This window comes from Vibrio viridaestus, assembly GCF_003856525.1.
In the GTDB taxonomy this organism is placed as follows: Bacteria; Pseudomonadota; Gammaproteobacteria; order Enterobacterales; family Vibrionaceae; genus Vibrio; species Vibrio viridaestus.
The window spans coordinates 1-24,267 of the sequence record NZ_RJVQ01000014.1 but is presented as its reverse complement, the minus strand read 5'-3'; the positions used below and the strand labels follow the sequence as shown (position 1 = coordinate 24,267).

At 41.9% G+C, this 24,267-nt stretch carries 24 protein-coding genes; 23 read left to right on the top strand and 1 reads right to left on the bottom strand.

Going from position 1 to position 24,267, the window contains the following annotated elements; all coding sequences use genetic code 11:
• The first annotated feature begins 34 nt into the window (after nucleotides 1–34).
• The 20 genes from EES38_RS20135 to glmU all read left to right on the top strand — a co-directional run bounded on the left by EES38_RS20135 (nucleotide 35) and on the right by glmU (nucleotide 18,743).
• Nucleotides 35–1,417: a Fe-S-containing protein gene (locus EES38_RS20135; protein ID WP_166434315.1), complete on the top strand. Its 1,383-nt coding sequence runs from the start codon at nucleotides 35–37 to the stop codon at nucleotides 1,415–1,417.
• Nucleotides 1,417–2,688 carry an ABC transporter permease gene (locus tag EES38_RS20130; RefSeq protein WP_124939022.1) on the top strand — a complete coding sequence of 424 codons (1,272 nt, stop codon included), beginning with the start codon at nucleotides 1,417–1,419 and terminating at the stop codon, nucleotides 2,686–2,688. Before EES38_RS20135 ends, EES38_RS20130 begins: the two co-directional genes overlap by 1 nt.
• Nucleotides 2,678–3,808, top strand: a complete 1,131-nt coding sequence (locus EES38_RS20125; RefSeq protein ID WP_124939021.1) for an ABC transporter permease — start codon at nucleotides 2,678–2,680, stop codon at nucleotides 3,806–3,808. Before EES38_RS20130 ends, EES38_RS20125 begins: the two co-directional genes overlap by 11 nt.
• A gap of 2 nt (nucleotides 3,809–3,810) precedes the next feature.
• Entirely contained in the window at nucleotides 3,811–4,488 is a 678-nt protein-coding gene (locus tag EES38_RS20120; RefSeq protein WP_124939020.1) for an ABC transporter ATP-binding protein, read from the top strand.
• Nucleotides 4,472–4,969: a TlpA family protein disulfide reductase gene (locus EES38_RS20115; protein WP_166434314.1), complete on the top strand. Its 498-nt coding sequence runs from the start codon at nucleotides 4,472–4,474 to the stop codon at nucleotides 4,967–4,969. Before EES38_RS20120 ends, EES38_RS20115 begins: the two co-directional genes overlap by 17 nt.
• 122 nt (nucleotides 4,970–5,091) lie before the next feature.
• Complete coding sequence (gene mioC, locus EES38_RS20110) at nucleotides 5,092–5,532, top strand: FMN-binding protein MioC (RefSeq protein WP_124939018.1); 441 nt, start codon at nucleotides 5,092–5,094, stop codon at nucleotides 5,530–5,532.
• A gap of 436 nt (nucleotides 5,533–5,968) precedes the next feature.
• Nucleotides 5,969–7,864: a tRNA uridine-5-carboxymethylaminomethyl(34) synthesis enzyme MnmG gene (gene mnmG / locus EES38_RS20105; RefSeq protein WP_124939017.1), complete on the top strand. Its 1,896-nt coding sequence runs from the start codon at nucleotides 5,969–5,971 to the stop codon at nucleotides 7,862–7,864.
• Nucleotides 7,864–8,496 (top strand): 16S rRNA (guanine(527)-N(7))-methyltransferase RsmG, encoded by a 633-nt coding sequence (gene rsmG, locus EES38_RS20100; RefSeq protein ID WP_124939016.1) that lies wholly within the window; start codon nucleotides 7,864–7,866, stop codon nucleotides 8,494–8,496. The genes mnmG and rsmG overlap by 1 nt, the downstream gene beginning before the upstream one ends.
• Nucleotides 8,497–8,511: 15 nt before the next feature.
• Nucleotides 8,512–9,285, top strand: a complete 774-nt coding sequence (locus EES38_RS20095) for a ParA family protein (protein WP_124939015.1) — start codon at nucleotides 8,512–8,514, stop codon at nucleotides 9,283–9,285.
• A gap of 26 nt (nucleotides 9,286–9,311) precedes the next feature.
• Nucleotides 9,312–10,205 carry a ParB/RepB/Spo0J family partition protein gene (locus EES38_RS20090; RefSeq protein WP_124939014.1) on the top strand — a complete coding sequence of 298 codons (894 nt, stop codon included), beginning with the start codon at nucleotides 9,312–9,314 and terminating at the stop codon, nucleotides 10,203–10,205.
• Between the two features lie 156 nt (nucleotides 10,206–10,361).
• Nucleotides 10,362–10,727, top strand: a complete 366-nt coding sequence (locus EES38_RS20085; protein WP_124939013.1) for an ATP synthase subunit I — start codon at nucleotides 10,362–10,364, stop codon at nucleotides 10,725–10,727.
• A 12-nt stretch (nucleotides 10,728–10,739) separates the two neighbouring features.
• Nucleotides 10,740–11,513 (top strand): F0F1 ATP synthase subunit A, encoded by a 774-nt coding sequence (gene atpB, locus EES38_RS20080; RefSeq protein ID WP_124939012.1) that lies wholly within the window; start codon nucleotides 10,740–10,742, stop codon nucleotides 11,511–11,513.
• Nucleotides 11,514–11,561: 48 nt separating this feature from the next.
• Nucleotides 11,562–11,804, top strand: coding sequence for a F0F1 ATP synthase subunit C (gene atpE, locus EES38_RS20075; RefSeq protein ID WP_124939011.1), 243 nt, complete (start codon nucleotides 11,562–11,564; stop codon nucleotides 11,802–11,804).
• 63 nt (nucleotides 11,805–11,867) lie between these two features.
• On the top strand, nucleotides 11,868–12,338 hold the full coding sequence (gene atpF, locus EES38_RS20070) for a F0F1 ATP synthase subunit B (protein ID WP_124939010.1): 471 nt from the start codon (nucleotides 11,868–11,870) through the stop codon (nucleotides 12,336–12,338).
• Between the two features lie 12 nt (nucleotides 12,339–12,350).
• On the top strand, nucleotides 12,351–12,884 hold the full coding sequence (atpH, locus tag EES38_RS20065) for a F0F1 ATP synthase subunit delta (protein ID WP_124939009.1): 534 nt from the start codon (nucleotides 12,351–12,353) through the stop codon (nucleotides 12,882–12,884).
• 13 nt (nucleotides 12,885–12,897) lie between these two features.
• Nucleotides 12,898–14,439, top strand: coding sequence for a F0F1 ATP synthase subunit alpha (gene atpA, locus EES38_RS20060; RefSeq protein ID WP_124939008.1), 1,542 nt, complete (start codon nucleotides 12,898–12,900; stop codon nucleotides 14,437–14,439).
• A 43-nt stretch (nucleotides 14,440–14,482) separates the two neighbouring features.
• A complete protein-coding gene (gene atpG, locus EES38_RS20055; RefSeq protein ID WP_124939007.1) occupies nucleotides 14,483–15,352 on the top strand; it encodes a F0F1 ATP synthase subunit gamma in 870 nt (289 codons plus the stop codon).
• Nucleotides 15,353–15,386: 34 nt separating this feature from the next.
• A complete protein-coding gene (atpD, locus tag EES38_RS20050; protein ID WP_124939006.1) occupies nucleotides 15,387–16,790 on the top strand; it encodes a F0F1 ATP synthase subunit beta in 1,404 nt (467 codons plus the stop codon).
• Between the two features lie 18 nt (nucleotides 16,791–16,808).
• Nucleotides 16,809–17,231, top strand: a complete 423-nt coding sequence (locus EES38_RS20045; RefSeq protein ID WP_124939005.1) for a F0F1 ATP synthase subunit epsilon — start codon at nucleotides 16,809–16,811, stop codon at nucleotides 17,229–17,231.
• A gap of 147 nt (nucleotides 17,232–17,378) precedes the next feature.
• On the top strand, nucleotides 17,379–18,743 hold the full coding sequence (gene glmU / locus EES38_RS20040; protein ID WP_124939004.1) for a bifunctional UDP-N-acetylglucosamine diphosphorylase/glucosamine-1-phosphate N-acetyltransferase GlmU: 1,365 nt from the start codon (nucleotides 17,379–17,381) through the stop codon (nucleotides 18,741–18,743).
• Between the two features lie 34 nt (nucleotides 18,744–18,777).
• Here glmU and EES38_RS20035 read toward each other — a convergent pair whose 3' ends face one another.
• Nucleotides 18,778–20,955: a 3-hydroxyacyl-CoA dehydrogenase NAD-binding domain-containing protein gene (locus tag EES38_RS20035; protein ID WP_124939003.1), complete on the bottom strand. Its 2,178-nt coding sequence runs from the start codon at nucleotides 20,953–20,955 to the stop codon at nucleotides 18,778–18,780.
• 186 nt (nucleotides 20,956–21,141) lie between these two features.
• Between EES38_RS20035 and EES38_RS20030 the strand changes: the two genes are divergently transcribed.
• The 3 genes from EES38_RS20030 to hemG are packed head-to-tail and all read left to right on the top strand — an operon-like array spanning nucleotide 21,142 to nucleotide 23,791.
• On the top strand, nucleotides 21,142–21,780 hold the full coding sequence (locus tag EES38_RS20030) for a YigZ family protein (RefSeq protein WP_124939002.1): 639 nt from the start codon (nucleotides 21,142–21,144) through the stop codon (nucleotides 21,778–21,780).
• Nucleotides 21,781–21,796: 16 nt separating this feature from the next.
• On the top strand, nucleotides 21,797–23,254 hold the full coding sequence (locus EES38_RS20025) for a TrkH family potassium uptake protein (protein WP_124939001.1): 1,458 nt from the start codon (nucleotides 21,797–21,799) through the stop codon (nucleotides 23,252–23,254).
• 9 nt (nucleotides 23,255–23,263) lie between these two features.
• Nucleotides 23,264–23,791, top strand: coding sequence for a menaquinone-dependent protoporphyrinogen IX dehydrogenase (gene hemG, locus EES38_RS20020; protein WP_124939000.1), 528 nt, complete (start codon nucleotides 23,264–23,266; stop codon nucleotides 23,789–23,791).
• Nucleotides 23,792–24,267: the final 476 nt, after the last annotated feature.

The window sequence follows — 24,267 nt, the reverse complement described above, 5'->3', positions numbered from 1 at the left end:
ACGTCTTTCTACCCTACTTTCTTAGATGGTTAATATGAGCTTTTACCTCTACTCTGTCCTCAGTCATTTTCTCGTTCCAACATTATTGTTTGCTTGTCTTTCTTGGCAGGCCCATACCAATCCGAATAAAACCTTATTTTATACATCTGTTATCAGCATTGTTCTTGGAATTATTGCCTACCAGAACATTCCTCAGACGCAAACACTAGCTCTGGGAAAAAACGGACTCGATTTTGTTTGTATTGTTCTGGCTCTGCTCTATGCCTTTATATTTGGGTTAACCGAAAAATCATTACGATTCGTATTCGGTATAATATTGCTTCTCACCAGTTATAATTGGACCGATCAAGCTGAACTGTCGATGTTAACAGCAACAAATGTTATCAATACAACACTGATACTAAATATAACCAGTATTGTATTTGGCTTTATTCTTTTAGCCTTGATTTTCTTTGTTGCACAGTACATCACCAAACAAAGTCCGAAACCGTCTCAACTCATCAGCCTACTTTTAGTTCTGGTGATGTTGGTCCCGATAAGTGGTGCTATCGTATTATCGATGATGAAGTTACAAATCATCGACCTCACTCCTTGGCGTTTGAGTTATGTATCAAAGGTAACCAACTTTCAGTGGGTCGCAGCCTACGCTGCATTGGTTCTGACCGGGTTACATTTGATCACCTTTACACGCTCGATACTCCTGCCGCAAAAGCAGTTTATCGCTAAGCAGAAACAACCTATCCAAAAACGCAAATCAACAGCTGTATATCAGCATCACCGCCGTTTTGGCCGTTCTCATGGAATACTGATAGTCGTTACCTTATTTAGTCTTTTGTACTGGGATCTAATTGCGTCTCGTCCTGAGTCTTTATCGGCTGCAACAAAAGTGGAAGTGAGTGCAGATCACCAGGTACATATCAACATTGATAAAAACGATCTACTCGACGGCAACTTACATCGTTTCGCCTGGGTTGCTGATGATGGAAAAGTCGTACGATTTTTTATCATTAATCGATATCCAGGGCAGAATAAATTGGCCGTTGTTTTTGATGCATGTCTACTTTGTGGTGACCAAGGCTATATCCAAAAAGGTAATCAAGTTATTTGTCTTGCCTGCGGGGTACATATTTTTATTCCTTCTATCGGGAAAATGGGAGGCTGCAACCCTATCCCTATCAATGACTGGTCGCAGGACCAGCAGGATGTCATTATCGCTAAAACGGTACTAGAAACGGGTCTTCCTTACTTTTCAACGATAGAAGAGTTGGACGTACAAGATCCGATAACCGGAGCAAAATTAAAAAACACCACAGCCAAACATAAGTACGATTTTGGTGGGAAAACCTATTTCTTCTCTTCGGATAAAAGCTACGAACAATTTCGTGATAATCCAGAGAAATACGTGGGAGACAAATAATGTTTTGGATATTACTAATTCAATCTTGGAAACATGCTTCCCGCCGGAAAGTGATTGCAATTACGACCATCTTTCTTGCTGCCAGCCTCATCTCAGCGCTGCTTGCTATTTCGATTGGCATAGGTGACAAAATGTCGAAAGAGATGAAGAGCTACGGTGCCAACATCGAAATAGAACCAGCAGGAAAAATGGCACTGCCAACTGCACTCGTCGGTAATATAGATATGGAAAACGAGTCTTTTATCGCTGAGTCTGAATTACCCAATATTAAAGATATCTTCTGGCGTAACAATATCATGGGTTTTGCTCCTTTTGTTCGAGGTAAAATAGACGTAAAAGGAAGCTTGATACCTATCACTGGCACTTTCTTTGACAAAGCGATTCCGGTACCTGACGAAGACGACTATCGAACGGGTAATAAACACATTTCAAGTTACTGGCATGTCGATGGAAAGTGGCCTGTTGATAAAGAAAATCAGGTGTTGATTGGTAAACGACTCGCCCATCAAAACCACTGGCAACAGGGACAATCACTGATTCTCAACGGCAATGGTCATACTATCAATGTTACCGTCAGTGGCTTATTAAGTAATGGTACTCAAGACGACAACGCCATAATAGCGCCGCTAACAATAGCACAGACCTTACTGAATAAAACCGGCAAAGTGGATTCAGTGAAAGTTTCTGCTCTAACAGTTCCAGAAAATGCATTGTCAAAAAAAGCGCGAGAAGATCTGGAATCCCTAGATGCCGATGAATATGACCGGTGGTTCTGTACGGCCTACGTTTCATCCATATCTCATCAGCTAGAGCAAGCTATGACCAATTCTGTTGTCAAACCACTTTGGCAGGTCGCGGCTTCGGAAGGCCAAGTGATTAATAAAATTCAAACTCTGCTTTTTGTAGTTACTCTGGCAGCGCTGATTGCAGCAGCTATGGGAATTGCATCACTGATGACCAATAGTATTTTAGAACGCTCAAAAGAAATTGGGTTAATGAAAGCTCTAGGGGCATTTAACTACCAGATTCATTGGTTATTTTATCTTGAGGCTACTCTGTGTGGTGTTCTGGGAGGACTACTGGGCTGCATTTCCGGCTGGATTTTGTCCTATATCATGGGATACGCTCTTTTTGGTTCTCCCATCAGTTACAACTGGATAGTGATTCCCTGCGTATTACTAGTCTCTGTTTCTATTGCATTAGTGGGTACCTGGTTTCCAGCCAGAAAAATAGCCAAGCTTTATCCTATAGAGGTGCTTTATGGCCGCTAATACATCGATGTTGAGTCTCATGATCTATCGCTCTTTAAGGCTTAGGTTCCAACAAGTCTTTGTTGTATTCGCAGCTCTCTGCGTCGGAGCGGCAATCATTACAGCTATGGCCGGCGTTTATTTCGATATCAATACCAAAATGAGTCAGGAACTACGAACCTTCGGAGCGAACTTTTTTATTGGTCCGGGAAAAGAAGGCGAATTAAAACAGGCTCAATATCAATCAATTATCAATAAAATCCCAGAGAAGGACTTAGTGGCACAGAGTCCATATCTTTACGGAGTCGCACGACTTGAACTCGAAAAAGTCGTTCTGATGGGAGTCGATTTTTCTCAGTTTCAAAAGCTGAGTCCCTATTGGCAAGTTGATGGACAATGGATCGGGGTGAGCTTTGATACACGTAATGCACTTATCGGTAAAACACTCGCCAAACGTCTCGAGTTAAAGGTAGGTGATAGCGTCGTTTTAACACAAAATAATCACAAGCACTCACTCAAGATCAAGGGGATAATTGAATCTGGGGAAGCCAGTGACAACTATCTCATTGTCAATTTGTCTCTGGCGCAACAGTGGCTCGACAAACCTGGTCTGCTCAATTATGCCATGCTTAGTATCGACAACGATCACCATCAGGTAACGGACATTGCAAAAAATCTACAACAACAATTCCCGCAATTAGAAATCAGACCGATAAGAAAAATATCAGCCTCCGAAGGTAAAGTGCTGAATAAAATTAAAGGCCTGATGGGCGTTGTGGCCTTTGTCATTCTGGTTCTATCAACCCTGTGCGTCAATACCACGCTGACAGCCATGATTCAGGAAAGACGCTATGAAATAGCCTTGCAAAAAGCGTTGGGCGCGACACACAAAAGTATTCGTCAGCAAATATTGATTGAAACGATCGTTATCGCTCTCGTCGCTATATTAGTTGGGTTGATCCTGGGGTATGTATTGGCCCAACTACTCGGTCACGCCGTTTTTCACTCAAGTATCGATCTTCGTATTCAAGTATTCCCGATTACTTTAATTCTCTCTTTGGGAGCGGCCTTTATCGCGGCCATCATTCCAACCAGACAAACATCCACAATTCAGCCTGCAAGTGTGCTTAAAGGAGAATAACCATGTCGTACGCCATCGAAACTAAGCACCTGGTTAAACGCTTTGATAGTGTTATCGCGTTAGACAATATCAGTATTCAGATAAAGAAAGGGGAATTTGTTGCCATCATGGGTTCATCTGGATCAGGAAAGACGACGCTAATGAATATTCTTAGCTGTCTCGACACAACAACAGAAGGACAAGTAATTCTGGATGGTACAGATGCCGCTCAGCTTAATGAAGAAGGTCGTAGAGCGTTTCGCGCGGATAAAATAGGGTTGGTTTTTCAGCAGTTTCACCTTATTCCTTACCTTTCAGCTTTAGAAAATGTCATGCTGGCACAGCATTATCACAGCGTTACAGACAAAGAAGCGGCAGAGAAGGTCCTAAAGCAGGTTGGCTTAGGTCATAGGATTGATCACTTACCCAAACAATTATCTGGCGGCGAGCAACAACGCGTCTGTATTGCTCGCGCTCTAGTTAATGAGCCTCCTATCATTTTTGCTGACGAGCCAACTGGTAACCTAGATGAAGAGAATGAGCGCTTAATTCTTTCTCTTCTGCAAGATCTGCATAAAAACGGCAGAACGATCGTAATGGTGACTCACAATCCGGAGTTAGGGCAATATACCGATCGAATCATCAGACTCCAGCATGGAAAATACATCAGTGAGGAAACACCACATGCGCTTGAAAGTTAGATCATTGAATATTGGGTTATGTTTATTTTCTGTCTTGTTTCTTTTGGCGGGCTGTAAAGATGAAGTTGTCGCTTTATCCAAGCCAGCTCCTAGTATCGCTGTATTTAATAACAGCCAAGAAGAAGTGACCCTCAGCCAGTTCAGCAAGACTCCTGTTCTCATTGATTTTTGGTCTGTTGGATGCGGCCCGTGTATGGCAATGATGCCCGAGTTAGAAAAGCTGCAACAGCAATACCATGGAAAGTTGGTTGTCTTAGGTATTAATACGGATCAAACGGATGTGGATCTGGATAAATACGCCAAGAAGCTGAACGTGTCATTTCCATTAGTACAGGATCAACTCAATATTACCAAAGAACGCTATAACGTCATTGGTACTCCTACCTCTTTTTTGATCGATAGTAAGGGAACCGTTCATGCTATTCATGAAGGCTACCTCAACCTCAACTCACTTCAATCTTGGATCCAAGGCGTCCTGTAATCGCCAAAATATCTATCAGATTAACAACTCTTAATACGAATTCTCTGGATGATTTTCTAATTTCGGAGGATTCATATATTCTTGCATTACAACTCAGATACCTATGGTAAGTAAGGAATAAAATGATTCATATCATCACAGGCAGCACGTTAGGTAGTGCCGAGTACGTTGGCGATCACCTCAATGAATTACTTGAAGATAAAGGCCTAGAAACGTTGATACATAACCAGCCTGATATCAATGAGATACCAGCAGAAGGAATATGGCTTTTGGTGACATCCACACATGGTGCTGGTGATTATCCTGAAAATATTCAACCTTTTATTGATGCCATACAATTAACTCCTCCAAGAACGGATAAGCTTAGCTTTGCTGTTGTTGGCATAGGCGATTCAAGTTATGACACATTTTGTTTTGCTGGTATTCATGCCTATGAATTACTCGAAGGAATAGGTGCGACTCCGTTAACTGAGGAGTGTATTAAAATAGATGTAATAGAGCACCCTGTTCCTGAAGATGCTGCCGGAGAGTGGCTTTCAAATAATATCCACATATTTGAATGATCATATAGCAAAACGCTAAAGGGCAGTTATCTGCCCTTTTTCAATATATTATCCACAGATTAAGAACTAATGTGTATAACTATACAGTTATCCGGTTAATATCCATTAGTTATCCAAAGAACAACTTTGATGATCAACTAGGGTTGTGAATAAGTAGCTATTTTGATCTCAGGAAATCCTCGATCTGATCAAAGCATGATCACAAGATTCGATCTTAAAAAGATCCATGATCTTATTGATCATTTTCTTGTTATCCACAGAGATCGCCGATCCTAATAATAGATCTAATAAAAGATCTATATAAAGATCTTATATATTTATATTACTGAACAATCTTGTTAAAAATCACAAAAGCGATTTTCTAGCCATCAGAAAGAAGGTAGAATACGCGTCCTTTAACTTTGTACATCCTTAAATGAATATCTGAGGTCGGTTCATGCTATATCACGAAACATTTGACGTCATCGTCGTAGGTGGCGGTCATGCAGGAACGGAAGCCGCTCTCGCCTCCGCTCGTTCGGGACAGAAGACTTTATTACTAACGCACAATATTGATACTTTAGGACAGATGTCCTGCAACCCAGCTATTGGTGGTATTGGTAAAGGACACTTAGTGAAAGAAGTGGATGCTCTGGGTGGATTAATGGCTGAAGCAATTGACCATGCAGGTATTCAATTCAGAACATTGAACGCATCTAAAGGACCTGCGGTTCGAGCTACTCGAGCTCAGGCAGATCGTGCATTGTACAAAGCGTACGTGAGAAGCAAATTAGAAAATACGCCTAATCTGACACTATTTCAGCAAGCGGCTGATGATCTTATTGTTGAAAATGATCATGCAGTGGGTGTTGTCACTCAAATGGGGCTTAAATTCCGCTCCAAATCGGTTGTATTGACTGTTGGTACGTTTTTAGGGGGTAAGATCCATATTGGTATGGAAAACTACTCTGGTGGCCGTGCAGGCGATCCACCGTCTATCGCTTTAGCTCAACGATTAAGAGAGTTACCATTCCGAGTTGATCGTTTGAAAACAGGAACCCCACCACGTATTGATGCCAATAGTGTTGATTTTTCTGTATTAGAAGTACAACACGGTGATAATCCAGCTCCAGTGATGTCCTTTTTAGGTTCTCGCGATCAGCATCCTCGCCAGATCCCTTGCTATATCACGCATACTAATGAAAAAACGCATGACGTCATTCGCAATAATTTGGATCGTAGTCCAATGTACGCTGGTGTTATCGAAGGTATTGGTCCTAGATATTGCCCTTCTATTGAAGACAAAGTGATGCGTTTTGCGGATAAAAACAGCCACCAGATTTTTATTGAACCTGAAGGACTGAATACTACCGAACTCTATCCAAACGGTATATCAACCAGTTTGCCATTTGACGTTCAAGTTAAAATTGTTCAGTCAATGAAAGGATTCGAGAATGCACATATTGTGCGTCCTGGTTATGCAATTGAGTACGATTTTTTCGATCCCAGAGATCTTAAACAAACCTATGAAACTAAACACGTTCATGGCCTATTCTTTGCGGGACAAATTAACGGTACTACGGGTTATGAAGAAGCGGCCGCCCAAGGATTAATGGCAGGGATTAACGCAAGTCTTTATGCTCAGGGTAAAGATGGCTGGAACCCTCGTCGTGACCAAGCATACATGGGTGTTTTGATTGATGATCTTTCAACACTTGGAACGAAAGAACCTTACCGTATGTTCACTTCTCGTGCAGAGTATCGTCTGTTACTACGTGAAGACAATGCGGATCTTCGTTTAACCGAAAAAGGACGTGAGTTAGGGTTAGTTGATGACATCCGTTGGGAGCGATTCAACCAAAAAGTTGAAAACATTGAGAAAGAACGCCAACGTCTACGTGAAACGTGGATCAACCCAACTTCTGAGGGGGTTGTGTCTCTCAATGAAGTATTAAAAACACCGATTTCAAGAGAAGCGAATGGTGAAGATCTGCTTCGTCGCCCTGAAATGACCTATGACTCATTGATGACGATCGATAAATTTGCTCCGGCAATTGAAGATCATCAAGCTGCTGAGCAAGTCGAAATTCAGGTAAAATACGAAGGATATATTTCGAGACAACAAGATGAAATCGAAAAATCGTTGCGTCACGAAAATACGAAATTGCCTTTGGATATTGATTACAAGAACGTCAAGGGTTTATCAAATGAGGTTGTTCTTAAACTCAATAATGCTAAGCCTGAAACAGTAGGAATTGCATCACGCATCTCTGGCGTGACGCCTGCGGCAATATCAATACTGCTCGTGTATCTTAAAAAACAAGGTATTCTCAAAAAAGGAGAAGCGGCGTAATGGATGCTTTACGAGCTAAACTCGATGCGTTAATTGCCCAAACATCTCTTGAAGTATCAGATGAGCAACGTATCCAGTTAGTTGGCTACGTTGCCATGTTGAATAAATGGAACAAAGCCTATAATTTAACGTCTGTCCGTGATCCTATGGAAATGTTAGTTCGCCATATCATGGACAGTATTGTGGTGAGCCCTTTTGTGTCGGGTCATAAATTTATCGACGTGGGTACTGGACCTGGATTGCCAGGAATTCCATTGGCCATTATGAATCCAGACAAAGAGTTTCATTTGTTAGATAGTTTGGGTAAACGTATCCGTTTTATTAAGCAAGTGTTACATGAGCTTAAAATTCATAATGTTACGACACTACAATATCGGGTTGAAGAGTATCAACCTGAAGAAAAATACGATGCAGTGATTAGTAGAGCATTTGCATCTATGACAGATATGGTAAATTGGTGCGAGCATCTCCCAAAGGATGATTCGGGAGTTTTTCTGGCATTAAAAGGACAAATGCCAAATGATGAGATAACGCAGCTTCCAGATTGGTGTTCTGTGACGGATATCAAACCTTTAGCAGTTCCTGAGTTGAAAGGAGAGCGTCATCTTGTAATTTTATCGCGTAAGGGATAACAAGCGAGGCGTACCGTGGGTAAAATAGTAGCAATTGCCAACCAGAAAGGTGGTGTAGGTAAAACAACAACGTGTGTCAATCTTGCTGCATCAATGGCTGCAACTAAGCGCAACGTATTGGTTATTGATTTAGACCCGCAAGGGAACGCAACAATGGCGAGTGGAGTTGATAAATATCAGGTCGATTACACAGCCTATGACCTTTTAGTCGAAGATTTACCTTTCGATGATGTCGTGTGCAAAAAGACAGCAGGACATTATCATTTAATTGCAGCAAATGGTGATGTAACGGCCGCTGAAATTAAGTTAATGGAAGTATTTGCTCGCGAAGTTCGGCTAAAAAATGCGATTGAATCTGTTCGTGATAACTATGATTTCATCTTTATCGATTGTCCTCCAGCTTTAAACCTTCTTACAATCAATGCCATGGCCGCTGCAGATTCTGTTTTGGTTCCTATGCAATGTGAGTATTTCGCATTGGAGGGATTGACGGCGTTGATGGACACTATCAGTAAATTGGCTGCTGTAGTAAACAGCAACCTAAAAATTGAAGGGTTGTTACGCACCATGTTCGATCCTCGAAACCGCCTGTCTAATGAGGTTTCTGATCAATTGAAAAAACACTTTGGCGACAAAGTGTATCGAACCGTTATTCCTCGCAATGTTCGTTTGGCTGAAGCTCCCAGCCATGGCAAACCAGCCATGTATTACGACAAATATTCGGTAGGCGCTAAAGCGTATTTAGCTCTTGCCGGAGAAATGCTTCGTCGAGACGAAATACTAGCCTAACATCAAAAAATAGGAATTCACTGAACATGTCTAAACGCGGTTTAGGAAAAGGGTTGGATGCTTTGTTGTCCACAAGCTCAATGGCAAGAGAAAAGCAGCAGTTGGCTACACACAGCCAAAGTTTATCCTCTGATGGTGAGCTTGCTGATATATCCATTAATCAGTTAAAACCCGGCGTATACCAGCCACGAAAGGATATGTCTCCTGAGGCATTGGAAGAACTGTCCGCATCAATACAATCTCAAGGTATCATCCAACCTATCGTAATTCGTTCTCTTGGCAATGATACTTATGAAATTATTGCCGGTGAACGCCGCTGGAGAGCGGCAAGACATGCTGGATTGTCTCAGGTTCCATGTTTGATAAAGAATGTTGATGATCGTTCTGCTATCGCGATGGCTCTGATTGAAAATATTCAGCGTGAAGATCTCAATGCAATCGAAGAAGCACAAGCACTTCATCGACTACAAGGTGAATTATCTCTAACACACCAACAAGTTGCTGATGTCATTGGAAAATCGCGTGCAACCGTTAGCAATTTATTGAGATTAAATCAGCTTGATGAAAAAGTGAAAACTCTCGTTGCAGAAAAATTGCTTGATATGGGGCATGCTCGCGCGTTATTGATGTTAGAAGGCGATGCTCAGGTATCCATTGCAGAACAAGTTGCTAAGAAACAAATGACGGTTAGACAAACCGAGCAGCTTGTTAAAAAAACGCTTGCACCAAAAGAGGTCAAGCCGAAACCTGTTGTAACCAATCATGCATTGCAATTATCAGATAGATTGGGTGAAATACTGCGTGCGAAGGTTTCTGTCGAATTATCGACCAAGGGACAAGGTAAAATCACCATTAATGTGGATGATGAAGAACAACTTGAAGGAATGCTTCAAGCTTTGGCGCAAAAACTTGAATCTTAACTTGCACAAAAATTGGAATTATTAGATCATTTTCGGAATCTATGTTTTACAATTCATGGTTTTTTGTGATGCGTCTAGAGGAATTGTAGATTCGGCTTTATTTTAAAAGAGTAAAGGCGGATGTATAATCGGCGTGTAGTTAACGGATGGTAACTTATGTTAAATAAATGGTTTTTTCTGTCTTTTTTAGGACAGTTAGGCATTTTTATATTAATAGGGGTTGCTGTTAATTATTTGCTGGGAGAGAAAAGTGGCATGTCCGCTTTTCTAGGGGGACTTGCGTACATTGTACCTTCCTTACTAGCTAACATATACATGCATAAGTCGGCGAATAATGATATGCCTTATTCGACGGTGAGCAGAGCGTATATGAGCAATATTTACAAGTTACTAATGACCGCTGGTGTTATCGTTTTCATTTTTAAGGAAATGGATGTTAATGCCGGGGCGTTTATTGTCTGTTATTGCGTGGCTAGTGTGGTGAATGTCGTAATGTCATTTTTATCAATCAACCGTGAATAGATAGGATATTCGATGTCTGGTTCAGGTGAAACCACTCAAGAATATATCGGTCACCATCTGCACTTTCTAAGTTCAGGTGATGGATTTTGGAGTATCAATATTGACTCCATGTTCTTCTCCGTGCTTTTAGGTGTCTTAATGCTTTGGATTTTCCGCCGCGTTGCGAAAAACGCGACGACGGAAGTTCCTGGCAAGCTACAATGTTTCGTCGAGATGATCGTCGAATTTGTAGACGGAACGGTTAAAGATGTATTCAGCGGAAAAAGTGCGTTAATTGCTCCATTAGCGATAACCATTTTCGGATGGGTGTTCCTGATGAATTTAATGGACTTGATCCCGGTAGATTTCCTTCCACATGTCGCTGGCATGTTAGGAATTCCTTATCTTCGTGTCGTACCTTCTGCCGATGTTAATATAACAATGTCGATGTCGTTGGGCGTATTCTTATTGATCTTGTTCTACAGCTTTAAGATCAAAGGTCCTTTAGGATTCGCGAAAGAGCTAACTTTACAACCCTTTAATCACTGGGCATTCATTCCAATCAACTTGATTTTGGAAGGGGTGACATTGATTTCGAAGCCAGTATCTCTAGGTCTTCGTTTGTTCGGTAACATGTATGCAGGTGAGTTGATCTTCATCTTGATTGCAGGTCTGTTACCTTGGTGGTCACAGTGGATTTTGTCCGTTCCTTGGGCTATTTTCCACATATTAATCATCACTTTACAAGCATTTATCTTCATGGTACTGACGATAGTTTATTTATCTCAAGCATCAGAAGAACACTAATTTAAATTTATTAACATAAAACTCAATTAGTATAATTTGGAGTCAATAATGGAAAACTTGAACATGGACCTGCTGTATCTTGCAGCGGCAATCATGATGGGCTTGGCGGCAATCGGTGCGGCTATCGGTATTGGTATGCTTGGTGGTAAATACCTTGAAGGTGCAGCTCGTCAACCAGATCTAATCCCACTAATTCGTACTCAGTTCTTCATCGTTATGGGTCTTGTTGACGCAATTCCTATGATTGCTGTGGGTCTTGGCCTGTACGTAATGTTTGCGGTTGCTGGATAAGTATTAAATTGCACTAAAGTTGTTGGTGTTTTTTTTAATTTGCAAACATAGAAGGAGTCTGCGGTGAATATTAACGCAACTCTGTTAGGTCAAGCGATTGCCTTTGTAATCTTTGTTTGGTTCTGCATGAAATATGTATGGCCACCATTGATGGCAGCAATTGAAGAGCGTCAGAAAAAAATTGCTGATGGTTTATCTGCTGCTGAAAGAGCTGAAAAAGACCTTGATCTAGCTAAAGCGAACGCTGCAGAGCGTTTGAAAGAAGCAAAACGTACGGCTTCTGAACTCGTTGAACAAGCGAACAAGCGCAAGCTACAAATTCTTGAAGAAGCTCGCGAAGAAGCTGTAGTTGAACGTGAAAAATTAGTTTCTCAAGCTGAAACTGAAATCGAATCGATGCGTATTAAAGCTCGTGACGATCTACGTAAACAGGTAGCAGCTCTTGCTGTAGCTGGCGCAGAGAAAATCCTTGAGCGTTCTATCGATAAAGATGCGCACAAAGATATTCTCGATAACATAACTGCAAAACTTTAATAGGGGGGGCGCATGTCTGAGTTGACAACAATCGCACGCCCCTATGCTAAAGCAGCATTTGACTTTGCAGTAGAAAAAGGACAACTCGCTCAATGGGGTGAGATGTTAGCTTTCTCTGCTGAGGTAGCCAAAAACGAACAGATCCATGAGCTATTAAACAGCTCCATGGCAGCCGAAAAACTGGCTGATATTTTTGTTACAGTTTGCGGTGATCAGTTTGATGAATTTGGTCAGAACTTTTTAAGAGTAATGGCTGAGAATGGTCGTTTATTGGCCCTTCCTGATGTCTTTGAACAGTTCTTGGTTCTGAAAACAGAACATGAGAAGACAGTAGCGGTCACTGTGACCTCTGCTACTGAGCTTTCTGAAGAACAGAAGAAAGAGATCAGCAACAAACTGGAACAGCGTTTATCGCGCAAAGTACAGCTGAATTGCAGTATAGATGAGACCCTACTTGGTGGGGTTGTAATTCGAGCCGGAGATTTAGTCATCGATGACTCAGTGCGAGGTCGTTTGAACCGCATGAGCGATGCACTACAGTCTTGATGGGGATTGGAGCATGCAACTTAATTCCACGGAAATTAGCGATCTAATCAAACAGCGTATTGAATCATTCAACGTTGTTAGTGAAGCTCGTAATGAAGGTACTATCATTTCGGTAAGTGATGGTATTATTCGCATTCACGGTCTATCTGACGTGATGCAAGGTGAAATGATTGAATTACCGGGTGGCCGTTATGCACTAGCACTTAACCTTGAGCGTGACTCGGTTGGTGCGGTTGTAATGGGCCCATACGCTGACCTTAAGGAAGGCACAAAAGTAACAGGTACAGGTCGTATCCTTGAAGTTCCTGTTGGTCCTGAGCTACTTGGTCGTGTTGTTAACACACTAGGTGAGCCTATTGATGGTAAAGGTCCTATTGAGGCGAAACTGACTTCTCCTGTAGAAGTGATTGCACCTGGTGTAATCGATCGTCAATCAGTAGATCAACCTGTTCAAACTGGTTATAAGTCAGTTGACTCAATGATCCCAATCGGTCGTGGTCAGCGTGAGCTTATCATCGGTGACCGCCAGACTGGTAAAACAGCAATGGCGATCGATGCTATCATCAACCAAAAAGATTCTGGTATCTACTCAATCTACGTTGCGATTGGCCAAAAGGCATCAACTATCGCTAACGTGGTTCGTAAGCTAGAAGAGCACGGTGCACTTAAAAACACTATCGTAGTGGTTGCATCAGCTTCTGAATCGGCTGCGTTGCAATACCTAGCGCCTTACGCTGGTTGTGCAATGGGTGAATACTTCCGCGATCGCGGTGAAGATGCACTGATTGTTTATGATGATCTATCTAAACAAGCTGTAGCGTATCGTCAGATTTCTCTACTTCTAAAACGCCCACCAGGCCGTGAAGCATTCCCAGGTGACGTATTCTACTTACACTCTCGTTTACTAGAGCGTGCTGCTCGTGTAAATGCGAACTACGTAGAAAACTTTACTAAAGGTGAAGTGAAAGGTCAGACTGGTTCTTTGACGGCTCTGCCTATCATCGAAACTCAGGCTGGTGACGTATCGGCATTCGTACCAACAAACGTAATCTCGATTACAGATGGTCAGATCTTCCTACAAACTGAACTGTTCAATGCTGGCGTTCGTCCTGCTGTTGACCCAGGTATTTCAGTATCTCGTGTAGGTGGTGCAGCGCAAACTAAGATCGTTAAGAAGCTGTCTGGTGGTATTCGTACCGCTCTTGCACAGTATCGTGAACTCGCAGCTTTCGCTCAGTTCTCTTCTGATCTTGACGACGCAACCAAAGCTCAGCTAGACCACGGTCAGAAAGTAACTGAACTAATGAAGCAGAAACAATATGCTCCTATGTCAGTATTTGACCAAGCGCTAGTAATCTTTGCTGCAGAGCGTGGTTTCTTGAAAGACATCGAAATCAGCAAATTGCTTGATTTTGAAGCCGCTCTACTATCGTTTGCTCATACTCAATACACTGATCTAGTAGCTGAGATCAACAAGACTGGTGCTTATAACGACGACATCGAAGCTCAACTTAAGAAGCTCGTTGAAGACTTTAAAGCAACCCAAACTTGGTAATGAAGTCGGTGGCTTTATAGCCACCAACTAATGGAGAGTGACGATGGCCGGCGCAAAAGAGATACGTAATAAAATCGCGAGTGTGAAAAGCACTCAGAAAATTACGAAAGCAATGGAAATGGTAGCCGCTTCAAAAATGCGTCGCAGTCAAGAAGCGATGGAAGCGACTCGTCCATATGCGGAAACAATGCGTAAAGTGATCGGTCACGTAGCAAACGCGAATCTAGAGTATCGTCATCCTTACCTAGAAGAGCGTGAAGCTAAAAGAGTTGGTTATATCATCGTTTCTTCAGACCGCGGTCTATGTGGTGGTTTAAACATTAATGTGTTTAAAAAAGCTATTAGTGACATGAAAGTATGGTCTGACAAAGGAGCTAGTGTTGAAATTGCTGTAGTGGGTTCGAAAGCGGCTGCTTTCTTCAAAAGCTACGGTGCTAAGATTTCAGCACAGGTATCAGGTTTAGGTGATTCTCCTGAACTTGATGACCTTATCGGTTCTGTAAGCGTCATGCTTAAGAAATATGATGAAGGTGAGTTGGATCGCCTATACGTTGTGTTTAACCGTTTTGTTAACACAATGGTTCAACAACCAACGATCGATCAATTACTACCATTGCCAAAATCTGACAGCGACGAGATGAGCCAGCATAAACATGCTTGGGATTATCTTTATGAGCCAGAGCCTAAGCCACTACTGGATACGCTATTAAAGCGATATGTAGAGTCTCAGGTATATCAAGGTGTAGTAGAGAACCTAGCATGTGAGCAGGCAGCACGAATGATTGCCATGAAAGCTGCAACTGATAATGCTGGTAATTTGATAGATGATTTAGAGCTTGTGTATAACAAAGAACGTCAGTTCGCAATTACACAAGAACTAACTGAAATCGTCTCGGGTGCCGCTGCGGTATAGCATTGGTATAACGAAATAGTTTAGAGGATTAACGATGGCTACAGGTAAGATCGTACAGATCATCGGTGCGGTAGTCGACGTAGAGTTCCCTCAGAGCGAAGTTCCTTCAGTATACGATGCTCTGAAAGTAGTCGATGCAAAAGAACGTCTAGTTCTTGAAGTACAACAACAGCTTGGTGGTGGTGTTGTACGTTGTATCGTAATGGGTAGCTCTGATGGTTTACGTCGTGGATTAGCAGTAGAAAATACTGGTTCTCCAATATCAGTACCAGTAGGTACTAAAACCTTAGGTCGTATCATGAACGTTTTAGGTGATGCGATTGACGAGCGTGGCGATATCGGTGCTGAAGAGGTTTACTCAATTCACCGTGCAGCCCCAAGTTACGAAGATCAGTCTAACTCGACTGAACTTTTAGAAACTGGTGTTAAAGTAATCGACTTGATTTGTCCATTCGCTAAGGGTGGTAAAATCGGTCTATTCGGTGGTGCTGGTGTAGGTAAGACCGTTAACATGATGGAACTTATCAACAACATCGCGATTCAACACTCTGGTTTGTCTGTATTTGCTGGTGTAGGTGAGCGTACTCGTGAGGGTAACGATTTCTACTTCGAAATGCAGGAAGCTGGTGTTGTTAACATCGAAAAGCCAGAAGAATCAAAAGTAGCAATGGTTTATGGTCAGATGAACGAGCCACCGGGCAACCGTCTGCGTGTTGCGTTGACTGGTCTGACTATGGCTGAGAAGTTCCGTGACGAAGGTCGTGATGTACTTCTGTTTATCGATAACATTTACCGTTATACCCTTGCGGGAACAGAGGTTTCGGCCCTACTAGGTCGTATGCCATCTGCGGTAGGTTATCAGCCAACGCTAGCGGAAGAAATGGGTGTTCTTCAAGAACGTATCACGTCAACTAAATCTGGTTCTATCACGTCTATCCAGGCGGTATATGTACCAGCCGATGACTTGACTGACCCATCTCCAGCGACAACGTTTGCTCACTTGGATGCAACAGTGGTACTTAACCGTAATATCGCTTCTATGGGTCTTTACCCTGCGATTGACCCACTTGATTCTACATCTCGTCAGCTTGATCCACTTGTTGTTGGTCAGGATCACTATGATGTAGCTCGTGGTGTTCAGTCTACTCTGCAGCGTTATAAAGAGTTGAAAGATATCATCGCTATCCTAGGTATGGACGAACTATCAGAAGATGATAAGTTGGTCGTTGCACGTGCTCGTAAGATTGAACGTTTCTTAACTCAGCCTTATCACGTTGCAGAAGTATTTACTGGTCAGCCTGGTTGCTACGTTTCTCTTAAAGAGACTCTACGCGGCTTTAAAGGTCTGCTATCTGGTGAATACGATGACGTTCCTGAGCAAGCGTTCATGTACTGCGGTACTATCGACGAAGCTCTAGAAAACGCTAAGAAGCTATAAGGCTGACTAGGAGGCGATATGGCATCTATACCCTTTCACCTTGATGTTGTTAGTGCTGAGAAGAAAATCTTTTCAGGTCTAGTAGAAACATTTTCGGTGACTGGTAGTGAAGGTGAGCTTGGTATTTACCATGGTCACACTCCACTGCTGACCGCGATTAAGCCTGGTATGGTGCGTATTGTGAAACAGCACGGCCACGAAGAAATTATTTATGTTTCTGGTGGTATTGTGGAAATTCAGCCAGGTACTTCGACAGTACTTGCTGATACAGCCATTCGTGGTGAAGAACTAGACGCAGCGAAGGCAGAAGAAGCCAAACGTTATGCTGAAGAAAATATTAAGCATCAGCAGGGCGGTATGGACTATGCTCAAGCGGCCAAAGAGCTAGCTAAAGCAATTGCTCAGCTACGAGTTATTGAGCTAGTGAAAAAACGTCGTTAGTTTTAACGAGGTTTAATTTACTAAGTAAAAAGGTGGCGTAATGCCACCTTTTTTGATCTCTAGGAAAAAAAGCCCAAGCATTCATTAACTATTATCCAATTAAAAGCTAGAATCGATGACAGTCTGAATCGTTTAAAAGGTTAAAGCATGAAATTCAGTGCTGTTATTCTTGCTGCGGGGAAGGGAACCCGCATGTATTCTCAGCTTCCTAAAGTTCTTCACACTCTAGCGGGCAAGCCAATGGTGAAGCATGTTATTGATACATGTCACTCTCTTAATGTTGATAACATTCATCTGGTCTATGGTCATGGTGGGGATGTAATGAAGTCCACTCTGACTGCTGAGCATGTCAATTGGGTTCTTCAAAATGAGCAGCTCGGTACGGGCCATGCTGTCGATCAGGCCTCGTCACTTTTCGCTGATGATGAGAAAATCATTGTTCTTTACGGTGATGTTCCTCTGATTTCTAATAACACTATTCAAGGGCTTCTCGAATCGCATATAGATGGCGGTATTGCATTATTGACGGTTGTACTTGATAACCCAATGGGATATGGCCGAATTGTGCGCAAGCATGGCAACGTGATTGCTATTGTTGAACAGAAAGATGCAACAGAAGACCAGCTTGCCATTAATGAAGTCAATACAGGTGTTCTTGTTGCCTCTGGAAAAGATCTTAAACGCTGGCTGGCGAATTTAGATAACAATAATGCTCAGGGAGAATATTATCTCACGGATATTATTGCTGCTGCTCACAGTGAAGGCGGCGTTATTACGGCTGTTCATCCAGAGAAAGCAATGGAAGTGGAAGGAGTCAATGACAGACTTCAGTTAGCTCGTTTAGAAAGAGCATATCAATCTTCTCTTGCAGAACAGCTATTAGTTCAGGGTGTGATGCTACGCGATCCAAGCCGCTTTGATCTTCGTGGTGAGTTACAATGCGGTCTGGACGTGGAAATTGATGCCAATGTCATTATTGAGGGTAAAGTGACACTTGGAAATAATGTCACTATTGGTGCTGGCAGTGTTCTGATCGATTGCGAAATTGATGACAATACATTGGTTCGTCCATACAGTGTTATTGAGGGCGCCACAGTGGGTGAAGACTGTACTGTAGGACCATTTACCCGCTTGAGACCTGGAGCTGAAATGCTCAATGACGCTCATGTTGGTAACTTTGTAGAAGTAAAAAATGCGCGAATCGGGGAAGGTTCAAAAGCCAATCACCTCACCTATGTAGGTGATGCTGAGATTGGCAAACGCGTCAATCTTGGCGCTGGTACTATCACGTGTAACTATGATGGTGCGAATAAACACAAAACGGTCATTGGCGATGATGTGTTTGTTGGATCGGATACTCAGCTAATCGCTCCCGTGAAGGTTGCTGATGGCGTTACCATTGGTGCTGGCTCCACAATTAGTCGTGACATTAATGAAACAGGTCAGTTGGTTTTAACCCGCGCTAAAGAACGTCGTATTGACGGCTGGGCTCGCCCGGTTAAGAAAAAATAGAAATTAGCAGCGCCTTTCGGCGCTGTTTGTTTTTTTAGGGTACGGATATGCTCATACATGTCCGTCTTAAATCTGCGATTTGTTTTGTAGAGCGAGGGTAAAATGCCATACGTTCTAGAGACATTTTTTTCAGTAAAGCTGGTGGTTCATAAATAGCACCATAACTTGTAAGAGCCTGAGTTACTTGTATGTAACGAGATACACCCATTTGATCGATTAAATGAAATACCCCAGCTTGGAAAGATGGAAATCCAATACCATGTACTAATGCTGCATCACCTTCTTCTGGTGTTAATATGACTTCTTCTTCCAGACAACGTACGACTTCATTCATCATCGGGAACATCATACGATCTATAATTTCTTGTGGGAGCATCGCTTTAAGTTGTGTCTGTTTATTCTGTTCGATAATAGAAAGTGTGTTATCGCTGTCTTGCCGATAGGTATAAAAGCCATTTTGTGTCTTTTGGCCTAATTTACCTTGCTTAATTAAACTCTCCAGTATGTTGTTTTCCACCAGAGAAAGTCTAGGGTGATTAAGGGTCTTATAGGCTTGATAAACCGAATCGAGTCCGATCTTATCCAGTATTTTCCCAGGCCCACAGTGCCAGCCAAATTCTCTTTCCATCACGAAATCGATATCGGTGATACGGACGCCTTCTGAAACTAGATTGCAATAGGTAATCAGATACGTAACCAATATTCTGTGAATAAAGAAGCCCGGCTTATCATTCACAACAATTGGGATTTTTCCTAATGATTCAGTAAATTGTATGGCTTGCTTAATGGTATTGTCGGACGTTTTACTTCCCTTGATAATTTCAACAAGTGAGACACGAGTAGTAGGGTATAGAAAGTGGATACCGCAAAACTGTTCGGGTCTTGCCAGTTCTTGAGCTAATACGTCGATAGAAATGTCGGAAGAGTAGCTCGCTAAGATTGCTGTCGGATTGATACTGTCCTCAACTAAACGCAAGTCTTTCGGCTTGTCATGTTGTTTATGCGTCAATACATCGATAACGACGTCACAATGACTGAAGTTCTCTAAACCAGTATTTATGTCGATATTCGATTCTATTTCACTTTGTTTTTCAGCTGTTAGGTTGTGGTTATCAATATTAAGTTGTACCACTTTGTTTATGTAATGCCGACTCTCTTCTATGACGGATTCCGACAGATCGTTAAGGTAGCACTGGCCATGATGATCAGCGACGAGCAGCGCGATTTGGGTCCCCATTATATCAGCGCCTAACACTCCTATTTTTGTTGGATATGCATTGAGAGAGCCGCTGGTCATTGATCTGTTGTGGGCTTTTACAAATTGATCATTCAGGTAGACTCTGACTAGTGCCTTAGCTTGACTGGTTGTGGCCAATTCAAGAAAATCTGAGCGCTCTACATCTAAAGCTTGCTGAATCGATAGAGAGTGTGACTTCTCTATAGACCTTATTAACTTTTTAACAGCAGGATAGTGAGTACTTACAATATCTTTTTCTAATTTTGATATAGAGTTTTGTAGTAGCTCATCTTGCTTAGGTACAATGACGAGAGATGTCTGCTTTTTGTGTCGTCTTTTTTTCCATTCACTAGGATTGTTAATGGCTTCTTTAAGAGTTGATAGAGCTGCTTCCGCTAGGAATGATTCACTCACCACTTCATCGACAAGACCTATTTTTTTACAGCATGACGCGGAGAGAATCGAGCCCCGTGCCATAATATTCGTCGCTCTTTCCAAACCGATTAATCTAGGTAGCCTTACTGTTCCACCAAATCCAGGCATTATGCCGAGTTTTGTTTCTGGTAAGCCAATAAATGCCTGATTATCGGCAACTCGGTAGTCACTCGCTAAGATAAACTCACACCCACCGCCCAGAGCATAACCATTGATAGCAGAAACAGTCGGTACGGGTAGGTTCTCAAATTTCGAGAATAACTGGTTCGCGTATGAGAGCCATAGTGATAACTCTTTCTGTGGGAGCTCAAATAGTGATAGAAATTCGTTAATATCGGCGCCAAGGATGAAATGATTTTTATCTGAGGTAAAAATGACACCATGCAGTGGAACCATTGACTGGATAATATGCAGTGCCTTTTTCAGAGACTTAAGTGTACCTACGTCTAATAAGTTCGCAGATAGGGAGGAACAGAAAACCAATTCAATGATACCCGGTTCTATTTCTCTTACTTCTAATGTTTTAGAACGAAACTTCATCGCTTATTGTCTCCCTGAAAAACGAACAATTCCATACCAACGATAACTCAATACAGTTTGGTCATAAGTCGGTCATTGCGCCAATTTATGCATTCAATACGTAAACCTTTTTTGAGCTATAACACTAATCGGATGGGGTCGTGTTACACTGAGCAGAATTTCTGCATAGTCTACAAATAATACACAATGAATATAGAGCCCTACTTGATTCCTAAATCGCCTGTTATTTTTGAGGAAGAAATCAAAAAAAGTCTGTTTATTACTTATTTGGCTCACACACCGTCAGTTGAAGAGGCGAAAGCGTTTGTGGAAAGAATAAAAACACAGCATTCTGACGCGAGACATAATTGTTGGGCGTTTGCAGCTGGCCGACCTACTGATTCAATGCTTTGGGGATTTAGCGATGATGGAGAACCTTCAGGAACCGCGGGAAAACCCATGCTAGCTCAGCTATCGGGTTCAGCAGTTGGTGAAATTACTGCGGTTGTCACTCGTTATTTTGGGGGTATAAAACTTGGAACAGGTGGTTTAGTTAAAGCTTATGGTGGTGGCGTTCAGCAGGCTCTCAAACAACTTGAAACAATTGAAAAGAAAATAACAACACAATTAATGTTAACGTTGGACTATTCGTTTCTACCCACACTGCAATCGATAATGACGCAATATTTGGCGAAAGAACTTAACTCTGAGTACACTGAAAATGTGATGTTAGTTGTTGAGTTGGAAGTTAATCTCGTTGATGAGTTTACGCAAACTATCATTAATAGAAGTGGCGCAAAGGTATTAGTTTCACCGAGCGATCCCCAAATTACAAATAATAAGTAGCAAGTCGTTTAATAACATGCAATTTCGCTCAATTATCCGCATTGTTGGTTTATTGCTAGCACTCTTTAGTGTGTCTATGCTGGCTCCTTCACTGGTTGCTCTGATATACCGGGACGGCGGAGGTGTACCCTTTGTTACTACATTTATCTTATTATTCGCTGCGGGTCTTGCTTGTTGGTTTCCAAATCGCTATCAAAAGCGAGAACTGAAGGCTCGTGATGGATTTCTCATTGTTGTTTTGTTTTGGGTCGTTATTGGTAGTGCGGGGTCTTTACCTTTCTTTTTAACCGATAACCCTAAAGTATCGATTACCGATGCCTTTTTTGAATCCTTTTCTGCTTTAACGACCACTGGCGCAACGGTCATCGTTGGGTTAGATAATCTGCCCAAAGCAGTACTCTTTTACCGGCAGTTCTTACAATGGTTTGGGGGAATGGGGATCATCGTATTAGCTGTAGCAATATTACCAATGTTAGGTATCGGTGGTATGCAGCTATATCGAGCAGAAATCCCGGGACCGGTGAAGGATACGAAAGTCACTCCGAGAATTGCAGAAACAGCCAAAATACTGTGGTATATCTATTTATCTCTCACGATAATGTGTGCGCTAGCGTTTTGGTTTGCTGGTATGACTGCGTTCGATGCTATCTGTCACAGCTTTTCGACGATAGCTATCGGCGGGTTCTCTACTCATGATGCCAGTATGGGGTACTTTAACAGTTATGCAATTAATTTAATCACTGTCTTTTTTCTATTGGTATCCGCCTGTAATTTTACGCTTCACTATGCGGCTTTTGCTAGTGGAGGTATTCACCCTAAATATTATTGGAAAGATCGTGAGTTCAGGGCTTTTATCGTTATTCAGGTGATACTGTTTGTTATCTGTTTTCTGTTACTAGTTCGCCACAATAATAGTTTATCGACAATGGATGCTATTGATCAGGCTCTATTTCAGACGGTTTCAATCTCTACTACGGCAGGTTTTACCACTACAGGGTTTTCTCAATGGCCGCTATTTCTTCCCGTGCTTTTGTTGTTTTCCTCATTTATTGGAGGTTGTGCTGGGTCGACTGGTGGTGGACTTAAGGTGATTCGAGTCCTTTTGTTGTCGATCCAGGGGATTCGTGAGATGAAACGCTTAATACATCCTCGTGCAATATACCCAATAAAACTCGGAGATAGCGCGCTACCTCAACGTGTTGTTGATGCGGTATGGGGCTTTTTCTCTGCTTATGCTTTGGTTTTTGTCATTTGTATGTTGGCCTTGATGGCCACCGGTATGGAAGAGCTCAGCGCATTTTCTGCAGTCGCAGCAACCTTAAATAACCTCGGCCCGGGTTTAGGGGATGTAGCCGTTCATTTTCGTGATGTGAATGACACGGCAAAATGGATCCTAATTTTATCCATGTTATTTGGCCGCCTAGAAATATTTACATTGTTAGTTTTATTCACCCCCACATTTTGGCGTAGCTAAGGAGTTAGTGTGTCTAGAGTACTGTTCTTATATTCGACCCGAGAAGGTCAAACTAAAAAGATACTTCAAAGTATTGAGGAACGGATGGAACACGTTAAGTGTGACTATTTTGACATACATGAGCTACCACAAATCGATTTTTCGCATTATCAAAAAGTACTGGTGGGTGCATCAATTCGCTATGGCCGCCTAAATAAAAAGCTCTATGAGTTTGTAGATCAGAACCTGCAGCAGTTGAAGAGTAGTAATTCTGCTTTCATTTGTGTCAATCTCACTGCCAGAAAAGAAGATGAAGGAAAAGACACGCCGGAAGGTAGCGTTTATGTGAAAACCTTTTTATCCAAGTCTCCTTGGCAGCCTGAGTTAATTGGCGTGTTCGCTGGTGCTTTGCGTTATCCTCAATATCGCTGGTTTGATAAAATGATGATCAAATTCATCATGAAAATGACTGGGGGAGAAACGGATACAACAAAAGAAATTGAATATACCAATTGGAAGAAAGTTAAAATTTTTGGTGATAAATTTAAAAATATGTAAACAAACCCTTTGATTTGCTAGCTTTTTATACGGTTAACATAAAAAAGTAATAAAACTGAAAAAAACTGTTGCCAATTCATTATCCCCGCCTATAATGCGCCTCACTGACACGGTACTGCGGAACGCAAAACAGTGTTAGTGAGAGGTGAATATCCTATCCAAAAATAATTTCGAAAAGTGTTTGACACCGGATTTGAAATCGATAGAATAGCCCTCCGTTTTCGAGTAAGTCTCGAAAACAATGCTCTTTAACAATATAAACCTATCAATCTGTGTGGGCACTCGTCGGATAAACATCCAAAAGATTTTATCAATGATACGAGTGACCAATCGAATAAGATTTCTTTTTAAGAAAGATTATTTGGCACAGTCAATTCAACATTACATTACTTTTAATTAAGTAGTGCATGTTATCAGTATTCATTGAGCCGACACTTCGGTGTCACAAAAAACTTTAATTGAAGAGTTTGATCATG